General features: G+C 67.0%; 27 protein-coding genes. 18 read left to right on the top strand and 9 right to left on the bottom strand.

Annotation, left to right across the window (positions count from 1 at the left end):
- Positions 1-3 precede the first annotated feature (3 nt).
- Genes HBE63_RS24955 through HBE63_RS24945 form a run of 3 tightly spaced genes read right to left on the bottom strand, consistent with a single transcriptional unit; the run spans position 4 to position 1,667 of the window.
- A complete protein-coding gene (locus tag HBE63_RS24955) occupies positions 4-639 on the bottom strand; it encodes an SRPBCC family protein (protein WP_166907213.1) in 636 nt (211 codons plus the stop codon).
- Positions 636-989, bottom strand: coding sequence for a helix-turn-helix transcriptional regulator (locus tag HBE63_RS24950; RefSeq protein WP_166907212.1), 354 nt, complete (start codon positions 987-989; stop codon positions 636-638). Before HBE63_RS24950 ends, HBE63_RS24955 begins: the two co-directional genes overlap by 4 nt.
- A gap of 45 nt (positions 990-1,034) precedes the next feature.
- Positions 1,035-1,667: a class I SAM-dependent methyltransferase gene (locus HBE63_RS24945; protein WP_166907210.1), complete on the bottom strand. Its 633-nt coding sequence runs from the start codon at positions 1,665-1,667 to the stop codon at positions 1,035-1,037.
- 62 nt (positions 1,668-1,729) lie between these two features.
- On the opposite strand from HBE63_RS24945, the gene HBE63_RS24940 reads away from it, so the two are divergent.
- The 3 genes from HBE63_RS24940 to HBE63_RS24930 all read left to right on the top strand — a co-directional run bounded on the left by HBE63_RS24940 (position 1,730) and on the right by HBE63_RS24930 (position 4,511).
- Positions 1,730-2,272, top strand: a complete 543-nt coding sequence (locus HBE63_RS24940; protein ID WP_166907209.1) for a hypothetical protein — start codon at positions 1,730-1,732, stop codon at positions 2,270-2,272.
- A gap of 106 nt (positions 2,273-2,378) precedes the next feature.
- A complete protein-coding gene (locus tag HBE63_RS24935) occupies positions 2,379-3,779 on the top strand; it encodes a PepSY domain-containing protein (RefSeq protein ID WP_166907207.1) in 1,401 nt (466 codons plus the stop codon).
- Between the two features lie 63 nt (positions 3,780-3,842).
- Positions 3,843-4,511: a GNAT family N-acetyltransferase gene (locus tag HBE63_RS24930; protein WP_166907206.1), complete on the top strand. Its 669-nt coding sequence runs from the start codon at positions 3,843-3,845 to the stop codon at positions 4,509-4,511.
- A gap of 11 nt (positions 4,512-4,522) precedes the next feature.
- Here HBE63_RS24930 and HBE63_RS24925 read toward each other — a convergent pair whose 3' ends face one another.
- Positions 4,523-5,131, bottom strand: coding sequence for a TetR/AcrR family transcriptional regulator (locus tag HBE63_RS24925; RefSeq protein ID WP_166907204.1), 609 nt, complete (start codon positions 5,129-5,131; stop codon positions 4,523-4,525).
- A 118-nt stretch (positions 5,132-5,249) separates the two neighbouring features.
- Here HBE63_RS24925 and HBE63_RS24920 point away from each other — a divergent pair, with 118 nt between their 5' ends.
- The 6 genes from HBE63_RS24920 to HBE63_RS24895 are packed head-to-tail and all read left to right on the top strand — an operon-like array spanning position 5,250 to position 11,390.
- On the top strand, positions 5,250-6,242 hold the full coding sequence (locus tag HBE63_RS24920) for an NAD-dependent epimerase/dehydratase family protein (protein ID WP_166907203.1): 993 nt from the start codon (positions 5,250-5,252) through the stop codon (positions 6,240-6,242).
- On the top strand, positions 6,239-8,467 hold the full coding sequence (locus tag HBE63_RS24915) for an acyl-CoA dehydrogenase (RefSeq protein WP_243858268.1): 2,229 nt from the start codon (positions 6,239-6,241) through the stop codon (positions 8,465-8,467). Before HBE63_RS24920 ends, HBE63_RS24915 begins: the two co-directional genes overlap by 4 nt.
- A gap of 9 nt (positions 8,468-8,476) precedes the next feature.
- The gene (locus HBE63_RS24910; protein WP_166907199.1) at positions 8,477-9,697 is read left to right on the top strand and encodes a thiolase family protein; all 1,221 of its coding nucleotides are present in this window, start codon (positions 8,477-8,479) and stop codon (positions 9,695-9,697) included.
- A gap of 5 nt (positions 9,698-9,702) precedes the next feature.
- Entirely contained in the window at positions 9,703-10,125 is a 423-nt protein-coding gene (locus tag HBE63_RS24905; protein WP_166907198.1) for a Zn-ribbon domain-containing OB-fold protein, read from the top strand.
- Between the two features lie 44 nt (positions 10,126-10,169).
- The gene (locus HBE63_RS24900) at positions 10,170-10,448 is read left to right on the top strand and encodes a hypothetical protein (protein WP_166907196.1); all 279 of its coding nucleotides are present in this window, start codon (positions 10,170-10,172) and stop codon (positions 10,446-10,448) included.
- 51 nt (positions 10,449-10,499) lie between these two features.
- On the top strand, positions 10,500-11,390 hold the full coding sequence (locus HBE63_RS24895) for an SDR family NAD(P)-dependent oxidoreductase (protein ID WP_166907195.1): 891 nt from the start codon (positions 10,500-10,502) through the stop codon (positions 11,388-11,390).
- Here the strand turns inward: HBE63_RS24895 and HBE63_RS24890 are convergent.
- On the bottom strand, positions 11,387-12,061 hold the full coding sequence (locus HBE63_RS24890) for an enoyl-CoA hydratase-related protein (RefSeq protein ID WP_166907193.1): 675 nt from the start codon (positions 12,059-12,061) through the stop codon (positions 11,387-11,389). The two genes, HBE63_RS24895 and HBE63_RS24890, sit on opposite strands and share 4 nt — an antisense overlap.
- Positions 12,058-12,690 (bottom strand): TetR/AcrR family transcriptional regulator, encoded by a 633-nt coding sequence (locus HBE63_RS24885; RefSeq protein WP_166907191.1) that lies wholly within the window; start codon positions 12,688-12,690, stop codon positions 12,058-12,060. Before HBE63_RS24885 ends, HBE63_RS24890 begins: the two co-directional genes overlap by 4 nt.
- A gap of 101 nt (positions 12,691-12,791) precedes the next feature.
- Between HBE63_RS24885 and HBE63_RS24880 the strand changes: the two genes are divergently transcribed.
- From HBE63_RS24880 to HBE63_RS24855, 6 genes are all read left to right on the top strand, one after another.
- A complete protein-coding gene (locus HBE63_RS24880) occupies positions 12,792-13,502 on the top strand; it encodes a TetR/AcrR family transcriptional regulator (protein ID WP_166907190.1) in 711 nt (236 codons plus the stop codon).
- Positions 13,502-16,084, top strand: coding sequence for an ABC transporter ATP-binding protein/permease (locus HBE63_RS24875; protein WP_166907188.1), 2,583 nt, complete (start codon positions 13,502-13,504; stop codon positions 16,082-16,084). Before HBE63_RS24880 ends, HBE63_RS24875 begins: the two co-directional genes overlap by 1 nt.
- The gene (locus HBE63_RS24870) at positions 16,081-17,817 is read left to right on the top strand and encodes an ABC transporter ATP-binding protein (RefSeq protein WP_166907187.1); all 1,737 of its coding nucleotides are present in this window, start codon (positions 16,081-16,083) and stop codon (positions 17,815-17,817) included. Before HBE63_RS24875 ends, HBE63_RS24870 begins: the two co-directional genes overlap by 4 nt.
- A gap of 47 nt (positions 17,818-17,864) precedes the next feature.
- Positions 17,865-19,307 (top strand): hypothetical protein, encoded by a 1,443-nt coding sequence (locus tag HBE63_RS24865; protein ID WP_166907185.1) that lies wholly within the window; start codon positions 17,865-17,867, stop codon positions 19,305-19,307.
- 105 nt (positions 19,308-19,412) lie between these two features.
- Positions 19,413-20,618 (top strand): cytochrome P450, encoded by a 1,206-nt coding sequence (locus HBE63_RS24860; RefSeq protein ID WP_166907184.1) that lies wholly within the window; start codon positions 19,413-19,415, stop codon positions 20,616-20,618.
- Between the two features lie 41 nt (positions 20,619-20,659).
- On the top strand, positions 20,660-21,097 hold the full coding sequence (locus HBE63_RS24855; protein WP_166907182.1) for a hypothetical protein: 438 nt from the start codon (positions 20,660-20,662) through the stop codon (positions 21,095-21,097).
- A 60-nt stretch (positions 21,098-21,157) separates the two neighbouring features.
- On the opposite strand, the gene HBE63_RS24850 is transcribed toward HBE63_RS24855, so the two are convergent.
- Entirely contained in the window at positions 21,158-22,420 is a 1,263-nt protein-coding gene (locus HBE63_RS24850; RefSeq protein ID WP_166907180.1) for an amidohydrolase family protein, read from the bottom strand.
- Positions 22,421-22,445: 25 nt separating this feature from the next.
- Between HBE63_RS24850 and HBE63_RS24845 the strand changes: the two genes are divergently transcribed.
- A complete protein-coding gene (locus HBE63_RS24845; protein WP_208301202.1) occupies positions 22,446-23,315 on the top strand; it encodes a helix-turn-helix transcriptional regulator in 870 nt (289 codons plus the stop codon).
- Here HBE63_RS24845 and HBE63_RS24840 read toward each other — a convergent pair.
- Both HBE63_RS24840 and HBE63_RS24835 read right to left on the bottom strand, forming a co-directional pair.
- A complete protein-coding gene (locus HBE63_RS24840; RefSeq protein WP_166907178.1) occupies positions 23,224-24,042 on the bottom strand; it encodes a DUF2127 domain-containing protein in 819 nt (272 codons plus the stop codon). The two genes, HBE63_RS24845 and HBE63_RS24840, sit on opposite strands and share 92 nt — an antisense overlap.
- Positions 24,043-24,069: 27 nt before the next feature.
- Complete coding sequence (locus tag HBE63_RS24835) at positions 24,070-24,651, bottom strand: O-methyltransferase (protein WP_371815055.1); 582 nt, start codon at positions 24,649-24,651, stop codon at positions 24,070-24,072.
- 107 nt (positions 24,652-24,758) lie between these two features.
- Here HBE63_RS24835 and HBE63_RS24830 point away from each other — a divergent pair, with 107 nt between their 5' ends.
- Positions 24,759-25,466: a histidine phosphatase family protein gene (locus HBE63_RS24830; RefSeq protein ID WP_166907177.1), complete on the top strand. Its 708-nt coding sequence runs from the start codon at positions 24,759-24,761 to the stop codon at positions 25,464-25,466.
- Between the two features lie 118 nt (positions 25,467-25,584).
- On the top strand, positions 25,585-25,893 hold the full coding sequence (locus HBE63_RS24825) for a hypothetical protein (RefSeq protein ID WP_166907175.1): 309 nt from the start codon (positions 25,585-25,587) through the stop codon (positions 25,891-25,893).
- Positions 25,894-25,917: the final 24 nt, after the last annotated feature.

Here is a 25,917-nt window from a genome sequence, read left to right as displayed (position 1 = left end):
AGGTCAGCCCCCGGTGTACGCGGCGGTGGTGCGATCCGCCGCGGCGCGTGCCTGCGCGGGATCTTCGCCGGCGGCCAACGCGGCCTCGTGCCAGAGTTCGCTCGCGCTGGACATGAAGCCACGGCCCTCCTCGCCGGCCGCCCAGGCCGCGCCCTCCTCCGGCGTGATGCGGTCGCCGCCACTGAGGTATCCGGCCAAGCCGAGAAGTGCGGAGTCCCAACCGACTCCGACCGCCCCCGGTCCGAACTGCAACCAGAACTCGTCGTCGTCGCCGGAGTGCATGATGTGGTCGAGCGTGAAGGTCGCCCGGTCCTCACCCGCGGCCGTGATGGTGACCTCGACCCAACTGGTCGCCCCCATGGCCTCCCATGTGGTCGTGAACGAACGCGGCGGATCGCAGCTCAGCACCTCGCCGGACGCGTTACCTTCCAGCTGGAAACGGCCTCCCAGCCGCAGGTCGCCCGTGACCGGCAGGAACCAGCGGGGGATCCGTTCGATGCTGGTGCAGGTATCCCATAGATCGGCGGCGTCGGTGTCGTAGGTCTGGCTGACGCTCACGACGCGCGCCTCACGCGCCTCGAACGTCTTGCGGCCCACGCTGCGGCGGACTGCGTTGAGCTGGTGTTGGACGTCGATCACGGGGAAGCCTCCTTGTTCGTGGTTCGTCTTCGTTCACGCTTGCCACGCGCGATCTCGGTCGCCAGCGCATCCAGATGCGGCGTCCAATTGCGGCGGAAGCGCTCCAGCCATTGGTCGACCTCACGCAACGGCGCCGTGTCGACGGTGTACAGGCGGCGCGTGCCCTCGGCCCGCACGCTGGCGAAGCCGTTGTCCCGTAACACCTTGAGGTGTTGCGATACCGCAGGCTGGGTGATCTCGAACTCGGCTCGGATCACCTCGGTGATGGCACCAGATGACAGCTCACCCGCCTGGATGAGCTCCAAGATCCGCCTGCGCACCGGATCTCCGAGGATGTCGAAGGCGTGCACGCCACCACTCTAAAAGTTCTTACTTATATAAGTCAAGGCTGATTTTTAGCGATGCGCGATGACCATGGCTTGGGCCGTCGGCTCATCCAGCTGCGCCTGACGGGCGCGCTTGGTGGTCGCATACACCGTGAATCCCGACCCTTCCAGCGCAGCACATACCGTGGCGATGTCGTGGCGGAGGAACGTCAATGCCACGTCCCGGCCGAAGGCGTGTTCGTAGACCGCCGTCTCACCGTCGGTCTGGAATCCCAGCAGCAACCAGCCCGAATCGGTCAGGACCCGGCGGAACGCGGTGAACAGTTCCGGTAGAGCCTCGGCGGGGCTGTGGATGATCGAGTACCAGGCACACACCGCATCGAAGGTCCCCGGCGCGTACGGGAGGTCGAACATGTCGGCGGTCTGGAACCGCAGCTCCGGCCATCTCTGCCTGGCGAGAGACACCATCGCAGCCGAGCCGTCGATTCCTTCGGTCTCCAATCCACAGTCGGCAAGCTCGGCGGCGGCCTCACCGGGCCCGCACCCCACATCGAGGGCGTTGCGTCCGCCGGCCCGCGCCACCAGGTCCGCAAACGACCGCAGAACCGCACGGTCGAAGGGTCGGGATTCGAATTCGCCGGCGAAGGCCCGGGCGTACTCGGGGGCGAACAACTCGTACTGGTCATATGCCGGGCCACCCACAATCGTCACCCTAGGGCCCGACGCCGGAAGCCCAGCTCAGGCCGCACGGTAAGGTTCCGCGGGTGAGCACGTCTGCCAAGCACGCCGCGCGCCTGCGCGGTGGTCTGGTCGGCGTTTGCTCGGCATTGACCGCGACGGTCGCGCACACCGCGGCAGGCGGCATGGCTCCGACGAGTAGCCCACTGATCGTGCTGTTGCTGCTCTGCGCGGCGCTCGGTGCCGCAGTGGGTGGTCTGAACCCGCAGACGCGTCCGGCCAAGACCGGTCTGCTGATCGCCGCCCTGGTCGCCGGGCAGCTGCTCGGGCATTTGGCGCTGGCGATGTCCGGCGGGCACCATCACGCGGCATCGTTGTTCACCGCACCGATGGTGGGTCTGCACGCGGCCGCCGCGGTGGGCCTCGGTCTGGTGATCGGCCTGGCCGAGTACCTCTATGTGGTCGGTGCCTCGGTGCTGTGCTGGTTGCGGGTCTTCGCCGGCGCCCGGATCCGCCCGTCGGTCCGTGAGCTCTGGCGGACTTCGAATGTGGTTGTGGCGCAGCCGATTCTGCTGTGCGCGGGTCTGGGAATGCGGGCACCGCCGGCGCCGTCCGGCGTGAGTTTTTAACCCCACCCCTTCATCTGATGCCCGTCGATCACCGACAGGGCTGCTTTCCGTTGTGCCCCGTGCGCACCTTTCTCGTTCTTTCACGTTTTTCCGCGAAGGCGTTTCCATGACCCTCACCCCTGACGATCAACTACGCGAGGAATCCCCTCCGCCCGTCAAACCCCATTCCATCCGTCCGCTTCTGGTGCGGCTGCACTTCTATGCCGGGATTTTCGTCGGCCCGTTCATCCTGATCGCCGCTGTCACCGGCCTGCTCTATGCGTTGATCCCGCAGATCGACACGTTCGTCTACCGGCACGAGCTGACGGTCGAGCAGGTCGGCACCGAGCGCCTGCCACTGGCCGACCAGGTTGCCGCGGCGCGCCATGCCCACCCGGAAGGCACGGTGGAAAGCATCCGCCCGCCGGCTGCGCCTGACGAGACCACCCAGATCCGCCTGCTGGTGGGTCCGGAATTCAAGGACATCCCGCCGGACTACTCACGCACAGTGTTCGTCGACCCGTACACCGGTGAGGTCCGCGGCGCGCTGACCACCTACGGGCAGTGGATGCCGGTGCGGGCCTGGTTCGACGAGCTGCACCGCAACCTGCATCTCGGGGCGTTCGGCCGCAACTACAGCGAGCTCGCAGCCAGCTGGATGTGGGTGATCGCACTGGCGGGGCTGGCACTGTGGATCATGCGTCGCCGGGAGAACCGCACGACGCGTGACCTGGTCCTGCCGGACCGCACGGCTTCGGGGCGTCGACGCACGCTGTCCTGGCACGGCGCGGTGGGGGTGTGGATAGTGGCGGTCCTGCTCGCGCTGTCGGTGTCGGGTATCACCTGGTCCCGCTATGCGGGCGAGACGGTCAACGGTATCCAGGCGAAGCTGAACACCACGGCGCCTGCCGTCGACACCTCGCTGTCGGGTGCCCCGGCCGCTACCGCTGAGCATCACGGCCACCACGGCGGCCCGTCTGAGTTGCGCGGCGCCGACACCGTGCTGCGGACGGCGGAGGAGGCCGGGCTGCGCGGCCCGATGTGGATGTATCCGCCGGCCGAAGCCGGTCAGGCGTGGAAAGTCGCTGAACGCAAACGTGATTGGCCCACGCGTGCCGACGAGATCGCGGTCGACGCCGATTCCGGCAAGGTGACCGACCGGGTCAACCTCGCGCAATGGCCCCTGCTGGCCAAGCTCACCGACTGGACGATCGATGCCCACATGGGCCTGCTGTTCGGCATTGCCAACCAGATCGTCCTGGCGCTCACCATGGTCGGCCTGATCACCGTCATCGTGCGCGGTTACCGGATGTGGTGGCAGCGCAGGCCCACCCGGGGTTCGGTCTGGGCGGTGGGGCGTGCACCGCTGCGCGGGGCGCTGCGCCAGCTGCCGCCCTGGGGAAGCGTGGCCGTGGTTGTCGTCGCCGCCGTCATCGGATGGTCTCTGCCGTTGTTCGGCTTGAGCCTGGTGGCCTTTCTGCTGGTGGATGTCGCTGTGGCGTGGTGGAAGGAAAGATCAAATGTCTGAGGTGGCAGCTGTTCTGCACGGTTGCCCTCCACAGAGGACACGCTGCTGATCTACGCTCGCGGTATGACCGATCACGACCAAGCCGCAGCCCGGCGCGAAATTGCCGATGCTCTGCTCAACGCCCTGAACCGGCGCCACGAGGTGCTCGATGTGATCGTTGACGCCGACGACCGCGCGGCCGCCGTCGCTGCGGTTGCCCAGCTGCTCGGCACCTCGCACCTGGCGTCGGAAGCCGTGGTGGGGCTGTCGTTCGCGCAGATCACCAAGGATTCGCGACGGGGGATCGCCGCCGAACTCGATGACCTGAACAGCCAGCTCAGCTTCACGGTGTCCGAGCGTCCTGCGGCCTCGGGTGAATCGCTGGAGTTGCGGGCGTTCAAGGCTGCTGACGATCGCGACATCTTCGTCGCCCGGACCACCGATGTGGGTTCGTCCGGCGACGGGTCGGGTGCTCCGGTCGCCGATGTCGACGACGAGATCCGCGCTGCCCTGGGACGGGTGGACGCCGAAGAGGCCGTCTGGTTCGTGGCGCTGGAGGGCGACCAGAAGGTCGGCATGGTGTTCGGCGAGCTGACCCACGGTGAGGTCAACGTCCGGATCTGGATCCTCCCGGAATTTCGTCAGCGCGGCTACGGTACCGCCGCCCTGCGTAAGTGTCGCTCGGAGATGGCGACGTACTTCCCCGCTGTGCCGATGGTGGTGCGGGCGCCCGGCGCCACGCCCGGCGCGTAACGGGTACTGCTTCAGCCGGCAGTCTGGCCGCGCAGGCTCGCGACGATGGTGCGTGCCGTCGTTTCGGCGCGCTGCCGGGAGTAGCCCTGGCCCTCGGACAGCACCGGATAGACCACACCGCCGAGCAGAGCGTCGGCGGCCGCTGACGCCAGGTCGGGCTCGATCTGGTCGGCCAGCAGTCGGGTGCGCACGGAATCGAGCAGTGGCCGGCTGAAGCCTGCCCGCAGCCGCGCTGCGGTGTCCTCGTGCTCGAGTGACGCCGCGGTCAGGATGCGCAGCATGGCGTTGCCGCGTCGTGTGGTCAGGGCTGCGGCGAGCGTGCCGGCCCACGCGACCAGGTCCGCGGTGACGTCGTCGGTGTGCGGCATGGTGGCCAGGATCTTGTCGGCGTCCTCCAGGAGCACGTCGGCGACCAGTGCGGGCCGGCTCGGCCACCAGCGGTAGATGGTCTGTTTGCCGACCCCGGCCCGGGCGGCGACGGCCTCGATGCTCAGCCCGTCGAAACCCCGGTCCAGCAGAAGTGCGCGGGTGGCGTCGATGATGGCGACCCGCGACTTCTCGCTGCGTCGTCGCGGGGGCCCGGAGTTTGTCGGCACCGCCTCGTCGGCAGTGGGGGTCATCGGCACGTCCTCGTCGGTCCTTTGCAGGGATCTTTACACGGAAAGCTACCCACCGTAGTCTCCCACAAGACGAGACGTAGCGTCTCGTTAATACCGAGAACGACGAACGCAAGGGCGCATGGCAACAAAGAAACTGGTCATCGGGGCCAGCGGATTCCTCGGATCGCATGTCGCCAGGCGACTCGTCGAGCGGGGCGAAGACGTTCGGGTGCTCATCCGCAGCACCAGCTCGACCCGTGGAATCGACGACCTCGACGTGGAACGGGTTTACGGTGACATCTTCGACCCCGAATCGGTCCGCGCCGCGATGGACGACTGCGACGTCGTGTACTACTGCGTCGTCGACGCCAGGGCCTGGCTCAGCGACCCGGCGCCGCTGTGGCGGACCAATATCGAAGGGCTGCAAGAGGTCCTGGATGTGGCGGTCGAGGCGGGACTGAGCAAGTTCGTCTTCACCAGCTCGATCGCAACCATCGGAGTCGCCGAATCCGGGCTTGCCACTGAGGATCTGCCGCACAACTGGCTCGACATCGGCGGCGACTACGTGCACACCAGGGTGCTCGCCGAACAGATGGTGCTGCGCTATGCCCGGGAACACGGCCTGCCCGCGGTGGCGATGTGTGTCTCCAACACCTACGGCCCGGGGGACTGGTTGCCGACGCCGCACGGCGGTCTGGTGGCGGCCGCGGTAAGGGGCAAGATGCCGTTCTACGTCAAGGGCGCCGCGGCGGAGACCGTCGGCATAGCCGACGCCGCCGAGGCGCTCGTGCTGGCCGCCGAGCGGGGCCGGGTCGGTGAGCGCTACATCGTGTCCGAACGTTTCATGGCGGCCCGGGAGATCTACCAAACCGCCTGTGCGGCAGTAGGTGTAGAACCACCACGGCGTGGTGTTCCGATCCGCCTGCTGGCCGCCGCGGGTGCGGTGGTCGATCCTGCGGCCCGGCTGCGCAAGAAAGAGAACCAGCTCAGCCCGCTGACCGTGCGGCTGATGCACGTGATGTCGCCGATGGATCACAGCAAGGCGGTCCGTGAGCTCGGATGGCAGCCGAGGCCGACGACGGAGTCCATCGCCGAGGGCGCCCGCTTCTTCGCCGCCAGGAGGCGCTCGTGACTCACGTTTCCATCGCTCTGACCCCGGAGCAACAACAGCTCAGCGAAGCCGTCGAGCAGTTCGCGGCCCGCCACGCGCCGATCGATGCAACCCGTGCCGGGCTGGACGATCTGGCCGCAGGCCGGTTACCAGCCTGGTGGGACACACTGGTGGACAACGGCTTCCACGCCGTTCATCTCCCGGAATCAGTCGGCGGTCAGGGTGGCGGGCTGGAAGACATGGCCTGCGTGCTGGAGGCCGCGGGCTCGACCCTGCTGCCGGGTCCGCTGCTCACCACGGCGATAACCGGGGCCGCGGTGGCCTCATTGGCGGGCACCGCTGCCGCGACGCTGCTCAAGGAGATCGCCTCCGGCACCCCGGCCGTCCTGGTATCCGGGGACCATTCCGACTTCACGGCCCGGCGCGACGGTGACGGGTGGTGCCTCACCGGATCGTCCGGCCTGACGCTGGGGATGTGTTCGGCGCAGCGCGTCGTGGTGCCGTTCGCCGACGAGACGGGCTCTTTGCTCTGGTCAGTGCTGAATCCGGCTGCCGGGCAGATCGAATCACGTCGTGGCACCGACCTGACCACCGATCTGGGCATCCTGCACCTACGCGATCACGCGGTGCCGGCCGGTGCGGTCCTGAGCGGGTTGGACGCCGGCCGGGTCACTGATCTGACTGTCGCGTTCACCGCGGCGGCGGCTGCCGGCATCACCCAGTGGTGCGTGGACACCGTCACCGCACATCTGCGCACCCGCGAACAGTTCGGCAAGCCGATCGGGACGTTCCAGGCGTTGCAGCACAAGGCAGCCATGCTGCTGGTGAACAGCGCACTGGCGACGGCTGCGGCCTGGGATGCGGTGCGGGCACTCGACGGAACCGCGGACACCGACCAGCACCGGTTGACCGCCTGCTCGGCCGCGGTGATGGCAGTCATGCCGGTGCCCGGTCTGGTACTCGAGGCGCTCACCATGCTCGGGGCGATCGGCTTCACGTGGGAACACGACCTGCACCTGTACTGGCGCCGGGCCACCAGCCTGGCCGCCTCGATCGGTCCGGTCTCGCGCTGGACCCGCAACCTGGGCCAGTTGTCGGCCACCGTCTCCCGCGATGTCACGGTGAACCTCGGTGAGTCCGATGCCGATTTCCGGGTCCGGGTTGCCGAGGTTCTCGACCGGGCACTCACCCTGTCCGACAACGGTTTCGGTCGGCAAGGCGATTACCCGGAGTTCGCGGTCGGAGCACGGCGTGCATTGCTGGCCGGCGCGGGACTGATCGCCCCGCACTGGCCCGCGCCGTGGGGACGTGACGCCAGCGTGCGCCAGCAGCTCATCGTGGACGAGGAGTTCGGCAAACGGGCCGACCTGGTGCGGCCGTCGGTCGGCATAGCCGAGTGGATCCTGCCGAGCGTCATCGCGGGCGGAGCCCCGGAACTGCAGGAACGTTTCGTGCCCGCGACCCTGCGGGGCGACCTGTCCTGGTGTCAGCTGTTCAGTGAGCCGGGCGCGGGCTCCGACCTCGCCTCCCTGAGCACCCGGGCTGTGCGGGTCGAGGGCGGTTGGCGCATCAACGGGCACAAGATCTGGACCTCACTGGCCCATCGGGCCGACTACGGTGCGCTGCTGGCCCGTACCGATCCCGATGCCCCCAAGCATCGCGGCATCGGCTACTTCATCCTCGACATGCGCTCACCCGGAGTGGAACTCCGCCAGATCACTCAGTCCAGTGGGCGGGCCGAGTTCAACGAGGTGTTCCTGACCGACGTGTTCGTGCCCGACGAGATGCTGCTCGGGGACCCGGCTTCGGGCTGGCAGTTGGCCATCAGCACCATGGCCCACGAACGGGTGGCGATCAGCGGCTACGTCAACATCGATCGGATGGGCGCACTGCGCGAACTCGTCGCGGTCAGCGCCGATCGCGATCCGGTGCTGCATGCCATCGGGGAGATCGACGCCTACACCAACGCACTCAAGGCGCTGGGCGTGCGTGAGACGTTGCGCCTGCTCGACGGGCAGGCGCCGGGTTCGGCGTCGAGTATCGCGAAGGTGGCCACCAATGTGATGTTGCGTCGCGCAGCCGAACTCACCCTGGGGCTGACCGGACCGCTGGCCCTGGAGCAGGACAGCGAACCCGCGGTGGTCGCGCCTTACCTGGACCTTCCCGCCGAGCTGATCGGCGGCGGCACCACCGAGATCCAGCTCAACATCATTGCCCAGCTGATCCTGGGGCTACCCCGCAAGTGAGGAGTGCGTATGAGACCGCGTAGGGGATTACAGGGCGACGCCGCGATCGTCGGCTACGTCGAGCTTCCGCCCGAGCGGATGGCCAAGGCCGCGCCGGCCCCGTTCACCTTGGAACAGTGGGCCCTGCTGGCAGCGGCGGCTTTGGCGGACGCCGGTCTGTCGGCCGATCAGGTCGACGGCATCGTCACCTCGCACCTGGGGGAGTCGGAGATCTTCGTGCCGTCGACGGTGGCCGAATATCTCGGTGTACGAGCGAATTTCGCCGAGTTGCTCGACCTCGGTGGGGCAAGCGCAGCGGGCATGGTGTGGCGAGCGGCGGCCGCGATCGAACTCGGCCTGTGCGACGTGGTGCTGTGCGCCCTGCCGGCGCGTTACATCACCGCATCCTCCGAGCTGAAACCCAAGGCGCTGACCGACGCGGTGTTCTTCGGCTCGTCCAGCAACCAATTCGGCTCTCCCCAGGCGGAATTCGAGATTCCCTACGGCAACCTCGGTCAGAACGGCCCGTACGGCCAGGTGGCGCAACGCTATGCGTACGAGTACGGCTATGACGAGCGGGCGATGGCCAAGATCGTGGTGGACCAGCGAGTCAACGCCAACCACACCGACGGCGCCATCTGGAAAGACACCCCGGTGAGCATCGAGGACGTGCTGAACAGCCCGGTGATCGCCGACCCGCTGCACATGCTGGAGATCGTGATGCCGTGCGTCGGTGGTGCCGCGGTCGTCGTGGCCAGCGCCGAGGTGGCGGCACGCGCCCGCAACCGGCCGGTGTGGATCAAGGGTTTTGGTGAACACGTGCCCTTCAAGACACCCACCTACGCCGAGAACCTGTTGGACACGCCGATCCGCAAGGCGGCCGATACCGCGTTCGGGATGACGGGGCTGACCCGCGACCAGATGGACATGGTGTCGATCTACGACTGCTACACCATCACGGTGCTGCTCAGCCTGGAAGACGCCGGGTTCTGCGAGAAGGGCAAGGGCATGTCCTTCGTGTCCGATCACGACCTGACCTTCCGCGGCGATTTCCCGCTCAACACCGCCGGCGGCCAACTCGGTTTCGGACAAGCAGGATTGGCTGGCGGCATGCACCACGTGTGCGATGCCACCCGCCAGATCATGGGCCGTGCGGGTGTGGCCCAGGTCGCCGACTGCCACCGTGCGTTTGTGTCCGGAAACGGCGGCATCCTGTCCGAGCAAACCACCCTGATCCTGGAAGGCGACTGAAACCGATGACCGGATTCACCCGGCCGATGCCGGTGAAAACCCCTACCAGCGCGCCGTTCTGGGATGCGCTCGCGCAGAACCGCATCGTCATCCAGTACTCGCCGTCGACGCAGGCCTACGTGTTCTATCCCCGGGTGCTCGCACCCCGCACCCTCGCCGATGACCTTGAATGGCGGGAGATCTCGGGGATGGGCACGCTGTACACGTACACCGTGGCCCGCCGCCCCGTGGGCCCGCATTTCGCTGACGCGGTTCCGCAAATACCGGCGATAGTCGAATGGGATGAGGGTCCGCGGTTCTCCACCGAATTGGTTGACGTCGCACCCGAGGAGCTCCGCGTCGGAATGCGCGTGAAGCCCGTTTTCTGCGAGTACCCGGACGCCTTTGCTGGGACCGGTGTGACGATGCTGCGCTACACGCGGGCTTGATCACATCACTTGGCAGGAGGCTCACAGGAGAGGAGTATGGAGTCATGCTAACCATACGAAAACTCATGGGATCAGTGTTCGTAGCGGGAGCCGCGGTGGCGATTGCAGCAGGACCGACCGCCGCCCTTATGACTGATGCGCCCGCCCCGACGATCAGTGCTCAACCCAGCGGCGGCGGTGACGCCGGCGGTGGTGGTGGCTGCGACAGCGGTCCTGGCTGGAACGGCTGCGGTGGCTGGAACCCGGCCCAGGGTGGCTTCGGCCATGGCTGCATCAACGGTATCTGCGGTGGCTGGGACGGCCAGCGCGGCTGGGGCAACTGACACCCCGCGGTGACCATCCCGGCATGAGCTTGCCGGGATGATCACCCTGTCATGAACACACATTGGACGCCTGGCCGTCTCGGCGACCTCACCGGCACGCGCATCATCGTGACCGGGGCAACCAACGGGGTCGGCCTCGGCACGGCCTCGGCACTGGCGCGCGCCGGCGCACACGTGATCCTCGCCGTCCGTAACCCCGCGCTGGGCGCACAACGTTCGGCGGAGATCGGCGGATCCACCGAGGTGATCGAACTCGACCTCGCTGATCTGTCGTCGGTGCGCGCCTTTCCCGGACGCCTCGACGGCGATGTCGACATCCTGATCAACAACGCCGGCGCGCTCACCCAGCATCGGACCGACACCGTCGACGGTTTCGAGATGACGATCGGCACAAACCTGCTCGGTCCCTTCGCCCTGACGAACCTGCTGTTCGACCGGGTCCGGACGCAGATCGTCAACGTCGGCTCGGAAGCACACAAGTCCGCGACGCTGCGGCTCGACGACATGCACCTGCGTCACCAGAAGTGGACGGTGATGGGTGCCTACGGCCGGTCGAAGCTGGCCGTCATGTTGTGGGGCCTTGAGCTCGACCGACGCTTACGGGCCGCCAATTCGCCAGTGATCACTCAACTCACGCACCCGGGCTGGGTCGCTTCCAACCTGCCGAACGTCTCCGACAAACCGTTGATGGCGGCGATACAACGCGGCGTCAAGGCAGTGGCCGATGTGCTCGCCAACGACATCGACGCCGGGGCCGCACCCACGCTGTACTGCCTGAGCGAACCGATCCCGCCCGGAAGCTATGTCGGTGTCGAGGGCCGATTCGGACTCCGCGGCGGGCCCGTACTGATCGGGCGGTCGGCGGTAGCCTGCGACTACGAAATCGCCGCCCGCGTCGTCGAATTCGCCGAGCAGGAGACCGGCACGGTCCTTCCGGTCTAGTTTCCGGCCTCGGGCTGGGCGGACGTCAGCGCCTGGACGGCAGGGCCGAACATGACCTGCTTGATCGCGCCGAGGGTGCCGGAGTCCTTGCCGCTCAACGGGCGTAGCAGCGAAGTGGCCGTCGTGGTCACCGCACCCTCGGGGGCAGTGGCCTCGACCAGTCCGTGGGTCTGGGCATCGATCCCGCCGAACCGGCGGCCGGTGGTCATCGAGGCGACAGCCGCCTGCGGGGTGAGTTTGGCCTGGATCAGCGCGGCCATTCCCAGGGTGAACGGAATCCGGATGTCCACCTCGGGGAAGCAGAAGAAGCCGCGGTCGTCGCGCATCACCCGGAAATCGTGGGCGATGGCCAGCATCGCGCCGGCACCGAAGGCATGGCCGACCACGGCGGCCGCCGTCGGGATCGGGAACGTCAGCACCCGCGCCAACAGGCCCTGTACCCGGCCGACGTACCATTCGCCCTGATCACTGTGGGCGCCAAGCCAATCCAGATCAAGCCCGTTGGAATAGAACTTGCTGTCGGCCGTCGTCACCAGGCCGTGTGCGCCCTTGGCCAGGACAGCGTCGAGTAGCTCGTCGACCGCATCGAGGAAATCGGGGGAGAACCGATTCTCGTCGTCGCCCAGGTCGAGGATGGCGATATCGCCGTCGTAATCCAGGGTGGGGGTCATGAGATGCCTTTCTTGAGGGGTTGTTTCGGGGCGTAGTTGGGGGCGGGTCCCACCGCCAGTACGGCCGCCACGGCGGCATTGAGGTGGGCTCGGGCGGTCGGGTCGGCGAGGCGGTTGCGGTGCAGCAGGATGGCGGTCGGCAGGTCGACGATGCACGTCGTCACGGTGTCCACGGCGGCCCGGTCGCGCCGTTCCCAGGTGGCCATCGAGAGTTCGATCATCAACTCCACCAACTGTTTTTCGAGCTCGTGGGCCTGCTCGGCCAATTCTGCGGGCAGGTCGTCGCCGAGTATCTGCTCGCGTCGGATCTGCAGAAGGAGTCGCGCCGAGGCCGGGTGCTGTTCGGCGAAGATCACCGGCGCGTAGGCGGCGGCCGCGATCGCATCGACACCGCGGCGTGCCGCGTCGACCAGTTCACGCTGCAGCGCCAGGAACCGGCGGCCGGCGCGGAGCCAGGCCTGGCCGAGCAGGCCGGCCCGCGAACCGAAGGAGTGATACAGCGCGCCGTTGGAGAGCCCGGCCGCATCGCTGATCGCCCGGATCGTCACCGACGCCGGCCCTGAGTGCACGGCCAGGGCTTCTGCGGCGTCGAGCACCGAATCCGGGTCGTAGACGCGAGGGCGTGGCACCTCGCCACAATAACAGAGCAAACGCTCTTTTATAACGGACGGGTTGACGATCACTAAGGTGACCCTTAGTTTGTGGGGGTAACTTTCCTGTGGAGGTGGTCGTGGCCAGATCCGGTGCCCCCGCGCGCGTGGGAGGACGCCCGCCGCTCATCGCGGTGTCCGACATTGTCACCGCGGGTCGCGAGCTCGGCATGCGCAACCTCAGCATCAACGCCGTGGCCGCCCGGCTGGGGGTCTCGGCGACCGCGCTGTACCGCCACATCAGCGGGCGCTGGGAACTCGAACGCCTGGTCGGGGAGAGCCTGCTCACCGAGCTCGAATTCGTCGACGCCCCGGCCAGATCCGTCGAAGAACATCTCCTGGCCTTCGGGGTCAGCCTGCACCGCTTCACCCTGACCAATCCCGGCCTGGCCACCTACATGCAGGTGCTGTTCCCGCGCGGGGAAGCCGGCGCCCAGCTGCTCGCCGACGAGATCGCCGCGCTGGGTCGGCGGGGCTACACCGCTGAGGGGGCGGCGCTGCTGAGCAGTTCGGTGGCCGTGCTGGCCATTGGACTGGCCGCCCAGCACGAGCTGAAGGCCGAGGCCAGCGGTGGCGACGACTTCGTCCTGGAACGCGACGCCGCTGCCGAACGGTTGGCCGGCGATGCGGCGCTGGGCCCGGTGCACACCGCGGGCATGCAACTGAGCAGCCCGCAGTACCTGGAACTTCTGATGACTGCACTGATCCGGGGACTGCTGGCATCCGTGGTTCCCGGCCGGCCTATTACCGACATCGTGGCGGAGCTGACCGCCAAGGGAGAGGACCGCTGATGGCACGCGGATTTCAGGGAGTGATGATGCGCGGCTTCGGCGCGCGCGATCACCAGGCGACCGTGGTCGAGACCACCTACCTGACGCCGAACCTGCTGCGGCTGTACATGGTGTCGCCGACAGTGTTCGAGGACGCCGTTGCCGAGCCGACGTCTTACCTGCGGTTCTGGGTTCCCGACCCTGACGGCTCGAAGACCGAGTTTCAGCGCGGCTACACTATGTCCGAAATGGATCCCGACACCGGGCATTTCGCGGTCGACGTGGTGCTGCACGAGCCGTCCGGTCCGGCGTCGAAGTGGGCCAGGGTCGCCAAGCCGGGCGACACCATCCCCGTGATGGCCCTGGGCTCGACGGGATTCACCGTGCCCGAGGATCTGCCCGCCGGTTACCTGTTGATCGGTGATGCGGCGGCCACCCCGGCCATCAACGGCATTATCGGCGTTCTGCCACCAGACATTCCGATCGAGGTCTACCTGGAACAGCACGACGAGAACGACCTGCTCATCCCGATCGCCGAGCATCCGCGGCTGCGGGTCCACTGGGTCAAGCGCCACGACACGACGTCACTGGCCGCCGCCATCGAGGCCCGGGACTGGTCGGACTGGTACTGCTGGGTGACGCCGGAGGCCGGCTCGCTCAAACATCTGCGCACGAGGCTGCGGGACGAGTTCGGCTTTCCCAAGTCCGAACTGCACGCCCAGGCCTACTGGACCGAGGGCCGGGCGATGGGCACCGATCGCACCGAAGCCGAGCCCGCCGGTCAGGACGAGGCCGAAACTGTTGTGGCCGAACCTGTTCCCACGCCGGCCACCGCTGCGTCCGCGCGTGGAACCTGGCGCGCGCAGGGTGCAGGCCGACTGCTTGCCCCGCTGAAAACCCCCCTGATCGTGTCCGGTGTGTTGCAGGCGCTCATCACCCTGATCCAGCTCGCCCCGTTCGTCCTGCTGGTGGAGTTGGCCCGACTGCTGTTGGCCGGCGCCGAGGAATCCCGGTTGTGGACACTCGGTTTGACCGCTGTGTGGCTGCTGGGCCTGGGCGCGCTGCTGGGCGCCGGGCTGACCCTGTGGCTGCATCGCCTCGACGCCCAGTTCGCCCGTGCACTGCGGACCCGGCTGTTGACCAAGATGGCACGGCTGCCGCTGGGCTGGTTCACCGCGCGCGGGTCAGGCTCCATCAAGCAACTGGTGCAGGACGACACCCTGTCGCTGCACTACCTGGTCACCCACGCGATCCCGGACGCCGTCGCCGCAGTGATCGCGCCGGTGGCCGTGCTGGTCTACCTGTTCACCGTCGACTGGCGGCTGGCGCTGGTGCTGTTCATCCCGGTACTCACCTACCTGGTGCTGATGTCGCTGATGACCATCCAGTCCGGTGCCAAGATCGGTCAGGCGCAACGTTGGGCCGATCGGATGAGCGGGGAGGCCGGCGCCTACCTCGAAGGCCAGCCGGTCGTCCGGGTGTTCGGCGGTGCCGCATCGTCGAGTTTCCGCCGCCGCCTCGATGAGTACATCGGCTTCCTGGTCGCCTGGCAGCGGCCCTTCACCGGCAAGAAGTCACTGATGGACCTCGTGACGCGGCCCGGCACCTTCCTGTGGCTGATCGTCGCCGTCGGCACCCCGATGATCATCGGGGGCTCGATGGATCCGGTCGATCTGCTGCCGTTCCTGCTGCTGGGCACCACGTTCGGGGTTCGACTGCTGGGCGTGGGCTACGGGCTGGGCGGAATCCGCGGCGGCATGCTGGCCGCGCGTCGCATCCAGAACGCGCTCGACGAGGCGGACCTGGCGCTCCTGGACCACGAGGGCGAGCCGGGTGCCCCGGACGCCGTGGTGTTCGCCGGGGTCACCTTCGGCTACCGGCCGAGCGTCCCGGTGATCAAGGACGTGTCGTTGACCCTGCGCCCCGGGACCGTGACCGCACTGGTCGGACCGTCGGGATCGGGAAAGTCCACGCTTGCCGCGCTGCTGGCGCGCTTCCACGATGTCGACTCGGGATCGATCCGGTTGGACGGCAAAGATGTTCGGTCGTTGTCCGCTGACGAGTTGTACCGCCGCGTCGGCTTCGTGCTGCAAGAAACCCAATTGGTCGCCGGCACCGTCGCCGAGAATATCGCCCTGGCCGACCCTGAAGCCGACCCCGCACGGATCGAACAGGCCGCGCGTGATGCCCAGATCCACGACCGGATACTGCGGTTGCCCGACGGCTATCAGACGGTTCTCGGCGCGTCGTCGGCATTGTCCGGCGGTGAACGGCAGCGGCTCACCATCGCCAGGGCCATCCTGGCCGACACGCCGGTGCTGATCCTGGACGAGGCCACCGCCTTTGCCGACCCGGAATCGGAATACCTTGTGCAGCAGGCACTCAACCGGCTCACCAAGGACCGGACAGTCTTGGTGATCGCACACCGGCTGCATACCATCACCCACGCCGACCAGATCGTGGTCCTCGACGGCGGACACATCGCCGAAACAGGCACGCATGAAGAGCTGCTGGCCGCAGGCGGGCGCTACCACCAGCTCTGGCAGACCGGACAGTCGCTGCACCCCGGCGACGCCGTCACCGCAGGAGAGGCCGCCCGATGATCCGCACCCTGATCACCCTCATCCCGGCCAACCGCCGCGGCAGGGTCGGCATCTACGCCACGCTCACGCTGTTCTCAGTGGTGATCCGGGCGGCCGGCACGGTGCTGCTGATTCCCCTCGTGGCCGCCCTGTTCAGCGATGCGCCGCGCGACGCACTGCCGTGGCTGGGTTGGCTCACCGCCGCGACCGTCATCGGCTGGATCGTCGACACCGCGACCTCGCGGCTCGGATTTGATCTGGGCTTCGCACTACTGGACCACACCCAGCACGACGTGGCCGACAGGCTGCCCGGCATCCGGATGGACTGGCTCGGCGGCGACGGCGGCGCGAACACCGCCAACGCCCGTCAGGCGATCGCGGCGACCGGGCCGGAACTGGTCGGCATGGTTGTCAACCTGCTGACCCCCCTGATCGGGGCAATTCTGCTGCCGGCAGCCATTGCGATTGCACTGCTGTTCATTTCGGTTCCCCTGGGGTTGGCCGCGCTGGCCGGAGTAGTGATCCTGCTCGGGGCGTTCTGGGCCTCGGGCCGGCTGAGCCGCAAGGCCGACACGGTGGCCGACGACACGAACCGGGCGTTCACCGAACGCATCATCGAGTTCGCCCGTACCCAGCAGGCATTGCGCGCGGCGCGGCGGGTGGAGCCGGCTCGCAGCATGGTCGGCGACGCCCTGGCCGCCCAGCACGGGGCGAGCATGCGACTGCTGCTCATGCAGGTACCGGGACAGCTGCTGTTCAGCCTGGCCAGCCAACTGGCCCTGCTGATCCTGGCCGGGATGGCTACGGTGCTGACGGTGCGCGGCACCCTCGGCGCACCCGAGGCGATCGCGATGATCGTCGTCGCAGCGCGCTATCTCGAGCCGTTCACCTCCCTGTCCGAGTTGGCCCCGGCGATCGAGTCCACGCGGGCCACGCTCGGCCGGATCCGCGCGGTGCTCGACGCCCCGGTGATGGCGACCGGCACCGCCACGCTGGCCACGAACACCGCACCCCGGATCGAATTCGACTGCGTGACGTTCGGTTACGGAGCAACCCCGGTGCTGCAGGACGTCAGCTTCGTCCTGAACCCCGGCGGCACCACCGCGATCGTCGGCCCGTCCGGATCGGGGAAGAGCACCATCCTGTCCCTCATCGCCGGTCTGCAGCACCCGAGCGGCGGTCGGGTGCTGATCGACGGAGTCGACACGGCTCAGATGGACGCCGAAACTCGCAGGGCGGCAACCAGTGTGGTATTCCAGCATCCCTACCTGTTCGACGGGTCGATCCGGGACAACATCCTGGTCGGTGATCCCGGTGCCGACGCCGGGCAGCTCGCCACCGCGGCGAGGCTGGCGCGTGTGGACGAGCTGACCGGACGGTTGCCCGATGGTGACGGCGCCAAGGTCGGTGAGGCCGGAAGTGCATTGTCGGGCGGCGAGCGTCAGCGGGTCAGTATCGCCCGCGCGCTGGTCAAGCCCGCGCCGGTGCTGCTGGTCGACGAGGCGACCAGTGCGCTGGACACCGAGAACGAGGCCGCGGTGGTCGATGCCCTGACCGCGGATGCACTGTTGCGCACCCGCGTCATCGTTGCGCACCGCCTGGCCAGCATCCGGCACGCGGACCGGGTCTTGTTCCTCGACGGCGGAAAGGTTGTCGAGGACGGCAGCATCGACGAACTGCTGGCCGCACGCGGACGTTTTCACGAGTTCTGGAATCAGCAGCGCGAGGCCGCCGACTGGCAGATCACGCACTAGCCATTTTCGTGATCGGCGGGCCGGTTGGGTGTTGCTAGGGTCGGAGGGTGAACTATCCTCAGCCTGGCTACCGTGCGGGATCGCGCCAAATGCGTTGGGGGCACTGGCTTGTCATGGTGGCCGCCTTCTGTGCGGTCTCCGGACTGGTTTGGGTGGGCGTCAGCTTGGTCGTCGGAGGGTCTGGGCGAGGGCTGACGTCGCCGGTCAGCTATGCCGGTGACGTCGGAGTGCCCGGGCAGGTGTCGTTGCCGCCGCTGCGCCAGCAGCCGGTGCCGGGCTGGCGCATGGACCTCAAGGCCTTGCTGGCCGATATCGACAAACCGCGCGTGGAACACGTCGGTGACGTCGGTAACCGGGCGTACTTCACCGTGGCCGGCAAGATTCGGACCACCGGCCAGCGCAGTGCGTGGCTGCTGGGTGTTGACGTGGTGGAAGGTGTTCCGTCGTTCACCCCGGTGAGCGTCGGCCACCAGGCGAAGGTCAGCTGTCTGCTCAACGGCACCGCCAGGGTTCTGTGCCTCAACAGGGATTACGGCGACGAGCCGGGTGAAGCCTTGGTGCTCGATGCGCAAACCGGCGCGGTCCTCTCCCACACGGTGAGCACTCTGAGGGTCGATGCCTTCGGTGACGAAGCCAAGGTGGTGCAGGTCGGCACCTACGCGGTGGCCTATGAACCGGGAACCGGCTGGCACGGTATCGACGACCAAGCGCAGTTCACCTGGACGGTCAAGGGTGTCGAAGGCGACATCACGGTGTTGAAACACCAACCCGGTATGCCGGCGAGCGACATCGGGGTGGCCAAAGTCGGCAAGGACCGCAGCGTGGCGTTCTCGGCCGTCGACGGCACGGTACTGAAGACGAGCGGCGAGTTGGTGCCGGTGGTCGGCGGCTTCGTCGACCGGGAACGCAAGCGCAGCGGCCGCCACAGTTCGACGACGTTCACGTTCTTCGATGACAGCGGGAATCAGGTGGGCAGCTATGCCAATCAGGCCGGCGCTCCTGATCTCTTCAGACCCGGCCTGACGAGCACCGAGCTCCCGGTGCTGTCGCTGGTAACGAGCGATCAGATGCTGGTGCTGGACAACCGCGGCACACCGATGACGGTCGTCGACATCGGCTCCGAACGCGTTCCGAATGCGATCAGATTTTTCGGCGGCAGCATGCACATCACGGCCAGTGACTGGGGCGCAGCCGACCTGTCGACGGTGATCGTCGACAAGTTCGATCTCCGCAGCGGCAATCGGGTTTCGTCGTGTACGGGCCTTCCGATGGAGGAGGACGAGTTCATCGGTTCCGACGGAACGGTGGTGGTCGCGCCGCAGGCGGACGTCGACGAAGACGAGGCACCCACGGTCGGGTTCGACCTCGATACCTGCTCAGTGCTGTGGAAGATCCCCGAACCCGGGCCGATGTGGGCGGTCGGGTCCACCTTGGTGCAGGCGTTGCCCGCCTCCGGTGAGCTGATCTCCCTGGTGCCGCCCGCAGGCTAGCCGACCGTACTGGCCGGATACTTGAACCGAACCTACTGTAACCATTACAGTTGGGCGTCCCGGAATCATATCGGGGCAGGTTGTGTGTTCCGGCGGGAGGCCAGGTTGACGACGTCGCAGGTGGTTTTCGACCCGTTCTCGACGGACTTCTTCAATGGTCCGTATGAGACGTATCGGCGCATGCGGGAGGAAGCTCCGGTCTACTACAGCGCGGAATATGACTTCTACGCGCTGACGAGGCACGTAGACGTGGCGGCCGCGTTCAAGGATTTCGAAACGTACTCGTCGGCCTACGGGGTCGATCTGGCCATGGTGCGGACCGGGCAGAAGGTCCCTGCGAAGATGATCATCTCGATGGACCCGCCCGAACACCGGCACATGCGCAGCCTGGTGAACAAGGTCTTCACCCCCAGGGCAATCAGTGCGCTCCAGGACATGGTCGCCCAGCAGATCGACCGCTACCTCGCGGCCGTCGATCAGGGGGAATTCGATGTGGTGTCCGACTTCTCGGCGTACTTTCCGGTCGAGGTGATCACCACGATGCTGGGCGTCCCACCGGAATCACGCCAGCAGGTGCGGCTGTGGATCGACGCTTCGCTGCATCGGGAGCCGGGCCAGATCGAGATGTCGGAAGCCGGGATCGAGGCGATGGCCCAGACCTGGCTGATGTACTACGACCTGATCAAACAGCGCCGTGCCGAACCGCAGGACGACATGATCAGCCGGTTGATCGCCGCCGAGATCGAGCGTGAGGACGGCGAGGTCACCCGGCTGCGAAACTCCGAGATCGCCGGATTCGCCACCCTTCTCGGCGGTGCCGGCGCGGAGACGGTGACCAAGCTGGTCGGTGCGGCCGTCGTGATGTTCGCCCGCCACCCCGAACAATGGCAGCGGCTGCGCGAGGACCGAAGCAAGATCCCCGCCGCGATCGAGGAGCTGCTGCGCTACGAGGCTCCAGCCCAGTACAACGTGCGGCGCTCACAGCGTGAGATTCACCTGCACGGCGTGACGATTCCCGAGGGCAAGCCGGTGTTCCTGGTCGGTGGCTCGGCGAACCGTGACCCCGATGCGTGGACGGACCCCGACGTCTTCGACATCGACCGGGACCGCACCGAAGCCCAGAACCTCGGATTCGGCTACGGAATCCACAGCTGCCTCGGCGCGGCGCTGGCCCGCTTGGAGTGCAGCATCGCCCTGGACAAGCTCCTGGACTTCATGCCCCGCTACGAGGTGGCCTGGGATCGCTGCGAACGGGTGAGTATGCAGAACGTCGCGGGATGGGCCCACGTCCCGGTGCGGGTGCTGCGATGAAGAGCGAAAAGCCGGGTGGCGCAGTCGGATACCGTATGCACGTGGTAGCCCGGGATGCGGCCGAACTGGTCGCCAATGCCGGGGGACTGATCGTCGACCGGATGATGAGTGGTTGGCGGGTGAGCGTGCAGCTCTCGCAGGAAGGCGACGTTCGGCCGGTGCAGATCCTCGGCGCCGAGTTGGTCGATGCGTCATCGCCGGGACTCCCGGACGAGGAACACCGCGTCCTGGTCATGGGCGCCGACGCGTATGCCCGTGCGATTTCGGATGACGGGCTCCCCACAGGGTGCGCTGAGATTCTGGTCTGGGGTGAATCTCCGGACCAGACCCACATGTTCGGACACAACCTGAGTGCCGCCGCGCAGGCATTCAAATCCCAGGCTGTCGCCGCGGCCCAACTCGGGGCCGATGAAGTGGCGGTCTCCGAAGCCTTTACGTCGATGAACGCGAAGGGCAGCGGCGTACCGCTTCGTGCTTGAGCCTGCGCTGAGGGCGTCGTGTACTCGCACTTCGCGCCCTCACCGCAGACTCAACCCAGGTCAGGCCTTGGAAAGCTGCTTCTGCTCGAAGAGGCGGGCCCATTCCGCGCGTGGGCGGATCGAGGTGTCGACGTCGGTGGCCTTGGCGCGTAGTGCGCCGACGGTCGCCTGATCACGTGCGGTGCGCTGGAAGGGATCCCAGCCGAAGAACCGCGCCGAGTTCTCCCAGGTGATCTTGTTGATGTCGGAATCGCTTGCGCCCGCGGCATTCAGCTCGGCCAGCACCTGTTCGGGAGCATCGGGCCAGAAGCAGTCGGAGTGCGGGTAGTCGCATTCCCACGCGATGTTGTCGATACCGATCTCGTGGCGCAGTTTCAGCGACGTCTTGTCGGTCACGTAGCAGGCCAGTGAATGGTCGCGGAAGACGTCGCTGGGCAGCTTGTCGCCGAAATCGCGACGCAGCCACTTCTGGTTCGTGTAGTGCCGATCACTGCGGTCCAGATAGAAGGGGATCCAACCGATTCCGCCCTCGGAGAAGGCGAACTTCAGGTCCGGGTAGTTGCGCATCGCCGGACCCCACAGCAGATCCTGGGCACACATCGCCGAGACCTGGGTGGCCAGGATGATCAGGTTGTCGATGGGGGCGTTGGGCGCCATGCTGATCGCACCGAAGCCCGTGCCGATGTGCAGGCACATCACCACGTTCTCCTCCGAGAGCGTCCGGAAGACCGGGCCCCAGTAGTCCTCGTCGTGGTAACTCGGCAAGCCCTCGAGGTGTGGCAGTTCGGGCATCGTCACCGCGCGGCAGCCCTTGGCGGCCACGCGGCGGATCTCAGCGCACATCCCCTCGGGAGTCCACGTCGGCAGGATCGCGATGGGGATGAACCGATCCGGGTAGCTGCCCGCCCACTCGTCGATGTGCCAGTCGTTGTAGGCCGACACCATCACCAGCGTGACGTCCTCACGCGTCATGTTGAGGTGCCGGGCGGAGAACCCGGTGAACGTCGGGAAGCACATCGAGGCCAGGATGCCGTTGCGGTTCATGTCGCGGACCCGCTCGTGCACGTCGTACACGCCGGGACGCATCTCGGCGAACCCGGCCGGATCACGACCCCACTCCTCGGCCGGCCACGACACCACAGCGTTCAGACCGGATACTCCCTGCGGACGACCCTGATACATCCACTGATCGACGCCCTTGTCGTCAGTCACCACGATGGGCGCCTCGGGCTTGTACTTCGCCGGCACGTGGTTGAGGAACATGTCGGGCGGCTCGACGACATGGTCGTCAATGCTGATCAGGATCAAGTCGTCGGTCTGCATGACTCAACTAGTACCCTCGGAAGGCGTGACCGTCTCTGCACTTTCGGACAGAGGTTTGACCCAATCGGCCAATCCTCGGCACATCGACCTGCGTCTGGGTGGCCGGGCCGCGGCGGGGAGCTATCTCTACGAGGGTGAGGGGCTGATCACCGGCTGGCATTTCCACGATGTACATCAGATCGAGTACGCCCTGCACGGCGTGGTCGAGGTGGAAACCGCGACCGCGCATTATCTGCTGCCGCCGCAGCAGGCCGCCTGGATTCCGGCCGGACTTCACCACCAGGCGGTGATGAACCCCGATGTCAAGACCATCGCAGTGATGTTCGACCCGCAACTCATCCCCGATGGAGGTGATCGGGCTCGGATCATCGCGGTGTCCCCGCTGATCCGCGAGATGATGGTCTACGCGCTCCGCTGGTCGATCGAACGACCCCCGGGCGATGAGGACGACGAGACGGCCGACACGTTCTTCCGGACCCTGGCCAACCTCGTGGCCGACGCGCTCGATCACGAAGCGCCGCTGAGCCTGCCGACCACCGACCACCCGATCGTGGCGGGCGCGCTGGCCTACACCAAGGAGCACCTCGCCTCGGTGACAGCCGAGGATGTCAGCCGGGCGGTGGCGGTTTCCGAACGGACGTTGCGCCGCCTGTTTGCCGAGACGATCGGAATCTCTTGGCGGACATATCTTCTGCATGCCCGGATGCTGCGGGCCATGGCATTGCTGGCCGGGCCTGATCAGTCGGTGCAGGCGACCGCGACGGCGGTGGGGTTCGAGAACCTCAGCTCGTTCACCCGGTGCTTCAGTCAGTTCTGCGGCGAGACTCCGTCGGCGTATCGGTACCGCGCACGTGAGGAACATCTGGAGCGGCCAACCCGGCCCGCTCGACACTGAGCAGGCTCTCGGTGTGATGCTCGGCGCGGTAGGCTTCGCCGCCACCGTTGATTCCGAAAAGCCTTTTGCTCCAGAGCAACCAGATCACGGCGGCCAGGTTGATCGCCAGCGCACCGAGGCGCAGGACGGTCACCTTCTCGGTGAGCTCATAGATTTCCAGCGGCAGGAAGACGCCGGTGGCGATCACCGCGAAGTACTCGCCCCACCGCTTCATCAGCCACAGGCCGGCGGCCTCGGTGAACTCGATCAGGGCGTAGGCGGCCACACCGACGGCGATCCACAGCAGGGTGGTCGACGACAGGGTGAACGCTTCGCCGATGTGCCGCACGATCTTGGAATCGTCGATGTTCCAACCGATTTGGTCGGCCAGTGGCCGCATCAGCGGAATGTCCTTCTCGAAGGCGTCCTGCAGCTGGCTGCGGGATGCGCGGACCTTCAGGATGCCCACTGCCAGCAGCACGAACACGATCCCACGCACCGCCCGCTCGGCGGCGAGCAACCGCATGATGGTGCGGTCTCGCAGCAGCCGGCCGCGGGGGATCTCCGGTGCGGTGTCGGCAGGCCCGTGACCGCGCGGAGGACCAACGACAAATGTCTCGCACCGCAGGCAACGCCACGCCTCTCCGACGGGAGTGTCTACCCGTAACCGGTCGCGCAGTTCCGGTTCATCGGGGGCGAACGTCGCGTGCCCGCGCAGCCCGCATGACCGCAGGGCGAAATCCACCATGTCAGCACCGTATCGGGGCCGAACCGGCTAAGTGCGGCAGCTGAGCTCCATGCTGTCGCTGTCGCGGGCCAGGAAGTTCACGCTGACATACCCGTTGGCAGGCTCGCGGACATGGTCCAGATAGGGCTCGGTGTCGGCCATCGACGTGTTGTCCGCGACCAGCAGCGCGCCCGTGCTCAGCTGTGGCTCCAGGAGCTTGACCACCGGCAGGTAGAGCTCCTTCCAGCCGTCGAGCAGCACGAAGCCGATGTCGCCCGTCACCGACTTCAGAGTCTCCAGCGCGTCGCCTTCGAGCACGGTGATGACGTCATCCAGGCCGGTCTCGGCGAACGTCTGCTTGGCAGCGGCGATCTTGGTGGCACTGAGTTCGGTGGTGTAGACCCGCCCAGTTCCGTTGTCGCGCACGGCCGATGCCAGGTGCAGGGCCGAGAGCCCGAACGACATCCCGAACTCGACCACGATCGCGGGCTTGGTGGCCCGAACCAGGGAGTACAACAGCCGGCCGGCCTCCCGGGTCACCGGCATGTAGATGTCACTGAGCGCATCCGCACGTTCCTGCGCGCTGGCATTCGACAGATCGGCGAACCGACGTGACCCGTCCGCGCGCATGTTCTTGAACTGCTCGTCGGCCGCGGCATACATCCGGTCCAGCGCGCCGGCGACCTTGTCATCGTTGAGGGTAGTCACGCCAACGAACGTACGCCGGAGGGTGAATTATGGCCGGTGTGCGAAAACTACGAGCACTCCCGCTGTCCGCCGCCGTCGTCCTGGTCCTCGCCATGCTGTTGGCGCCCGTTGCGGCCGCAGGTGGCTACCGCTCCATCACCCTGACCTTTGTTCGTCACGCCCAGTCGGCGGGGAACGCCTCGGGACTCATCGACAGCTCTACGCCGGGCCCGTCGCTCACCGATCTGGGCCGGATACAGGCCGTCGCCAGCGCGCAGCGGCTGTCGCCCCACCATTACGACGGCATCTTCGCCTCGACCATGGTCCGGACCCAGCAGACCGCTCAGCCCATGGCCGAGGCGCTGGGTGAGCCGGTCACCGTGCTGCCCGGGCTTCACGAGGTGGAGGCAGGCATCTACGAGGGACAGCCCGAGGCGAGCGCGGTACAGACGTATTTCGCTGCGCCGGAGCAGTGGTTGCGTGGCGACCGGAACGCCCGGATACCCGGTTCGACCGACGGCAACGAGTTCGACGCCCGGTTCGACGAGGCGGTGCAGCAGATCTACGACAGCGGCGACGACGATCCCGTCGCGTACTCGCACGGCGCGGCGATCATGTTGTGGGTCCAGATGAACGTCCGCAATCCCAATCCCCAACTGCTGATGCAGCACCCGCTCGACAACACCGGCTACGTCGTGATCAAGGGCAACCCGACCGACGGCTGGACCCTGACCGACTGGGACGGAGCCGGAAGCTAGCTGTCGGTGTGATCCGCCGGCCATAAACTGCCAGAATGCGGCGCCGGTCACGTCTGGCTCGATCCATGGTCGGGCGCGGATACTGTGAGCCAAGGCAAGCGGAGATGGGAGCGGGGCTATGAGGTTTCGGTTGTTGCCATACGTGACCGTCGAGGTCGACGACCGGGTCCGACTGCGGGCGCGCAGGGCCGGCGAGCGGCTCCGGGTCAACCTCAGGGCCTACTTGCGCAGCGCTGCCGACGAAGTCGAGACCGCCAGCGGCCGGGTCCGCGACCTGTGCGACACCGCGGTGGACCGCGTCGACCACGCGGTGGCCAGCGTCAACGACAAGATCGCCCCCGAACCGCAGTCCACTCCCGACGCCCCATTCACCGGCTCCACCGGCACCTCCGACCAGCCCCCGAAGCGGCATCTGCAGGTCGTCTAGCCCGGGGCAGCGCGCAGACCGTCG

Source organism: Mycobacterium sp. DL440, assembly GCF_011745145.1.
Classification (GTDB): domain Bacteria; phylum Actinomycetota; class Actinomycetes; order Mycobacteriales; family Mycobacteriaceae; genus Mycobacterium.
This window is presented reverse-complemented; position numbering and strand designations above follow the sequence as displayed.

What these genes read in the sequence shown, in the direction of transcription:
- HBE63_RS24935 (WP_166907207.1), top strand. Translation starts at nt 2,379, where the DNA reads ATGACCCTCACCCCTGACGATCAACTACGCGAGGAATCCCCTCCGCCC.
- HBE63_RS24930 (WP_166907206.1), top strand. Translation starts at nt 3,843, where the DNA reads ATGACCGATCACGACCAAGCCGCAGCCCGGCGCGAAATTGCCGATGCT.
- HBE63_RS24925 (WP_166907204.1), bottom strand. Translation starts at nt 5,131, where the DNA reads ATGACCCCCACTGCCGACGAGGCGGTGCCGACAAACTCCGGGCCCCCG.
- HBE63_RS24920 (WP_166907203.1), top strand. Translation starts at nt 5,250, where the DNA reads ATGGCAACAAAGAAACTGGTCATCGGGGCCAGCGGATTCCTCGGATCG.
- HBE63_RS24910 (WP_166907199.1), top strand. Translation starts at nt 8,477, where the DNA reads ATGAGACCGCGTAGGGGATTACAGGGCGACGCCGCGATCGTCGGCTAC.
- HBE63_RS24905 (WP_166907198.1), top strand. Translation starts at nt 9,703, where the DNA reads ATGACCGGATTCACCCGGCCGATGCCGGTGAAAACCCCTACCAGCGCG.
- HBE63_RS24900 (WP_166907196.1), top strand. Translation starts at nt 10,170, where the DNA reads ATGCTAACCATACGAAAACTCATGGGATCAGTGTTCGTAGCGGGAGCC.
- HBE63_RS24895 (WP_166907195.1), top strand. Translation starts at nt 10,500, where the DNA reads ATGAACACACATTGGACGCCTGGCCGTCTCGGCGACCTCACCGGCACG.
- HBE63_RS24890 (WP_166907193.1), bottom strand. Translation starts at nt 12,061, where the DNA reads ATGACCCCCACCCTGGATTACGACGGCGATATCGCCATCCTCGACCTG.
- HBE63_RS24875 (WP_166907188.1), top strand. Translation starts at nt 13,502, where the DNA reads ATGGCACGCGGATTTCAGGGAGTGATGATGCGCGGCTTCGGCGCGCGC.
- HBE63_RS24870 (WP_166907187.1), top strand. Translation starts at nt 16,081, where the DNA reads ATGATCCGCACCCTGATCACCCTCATCCCGGCCAACCGCCGCGGCAGG.
- HBE63_RS24850 (WP_166907180.1), bottom strand. Translation starts at nt 22,420, where the DNA reads ATGCAGACCGACGACTTGATCCTGATCAGCATTGACGACCATGTCGTC.
- HBE63_RS24840 (WP_166907178.1), bottom strand. Translation starts at nt 24,042, where the DNA reads ATGGTGGATTTCGCCCTGCGGTCATGCGGGCTGCGCGGGCACGCGACG.
- HBE63_RS24835 (WP_371815055.1), bottom strand. Translation starts at nt 24,651, where the DNA reads ATGCGCGCGGACGGGTCACGTCGGTTCGCCGATCTGTCGAATGCCAGC.
- HBE63_RS24830 (WP_166907177.1), top strand. Translation starts at nt 24,759, where the DNA reads ATGGCCGGTGTGCGAAAACTACGAGCACTCCCGCTGTCCGCCGCCGTC.
- HBE63_RS24825 (WP_166907175.1), top strand. Translation starts at nt 25,585, where the DNA reads ATGAGGTTTCGGTTGTTGCCATACGTGACCGTCGAGGTCGACGACCGG.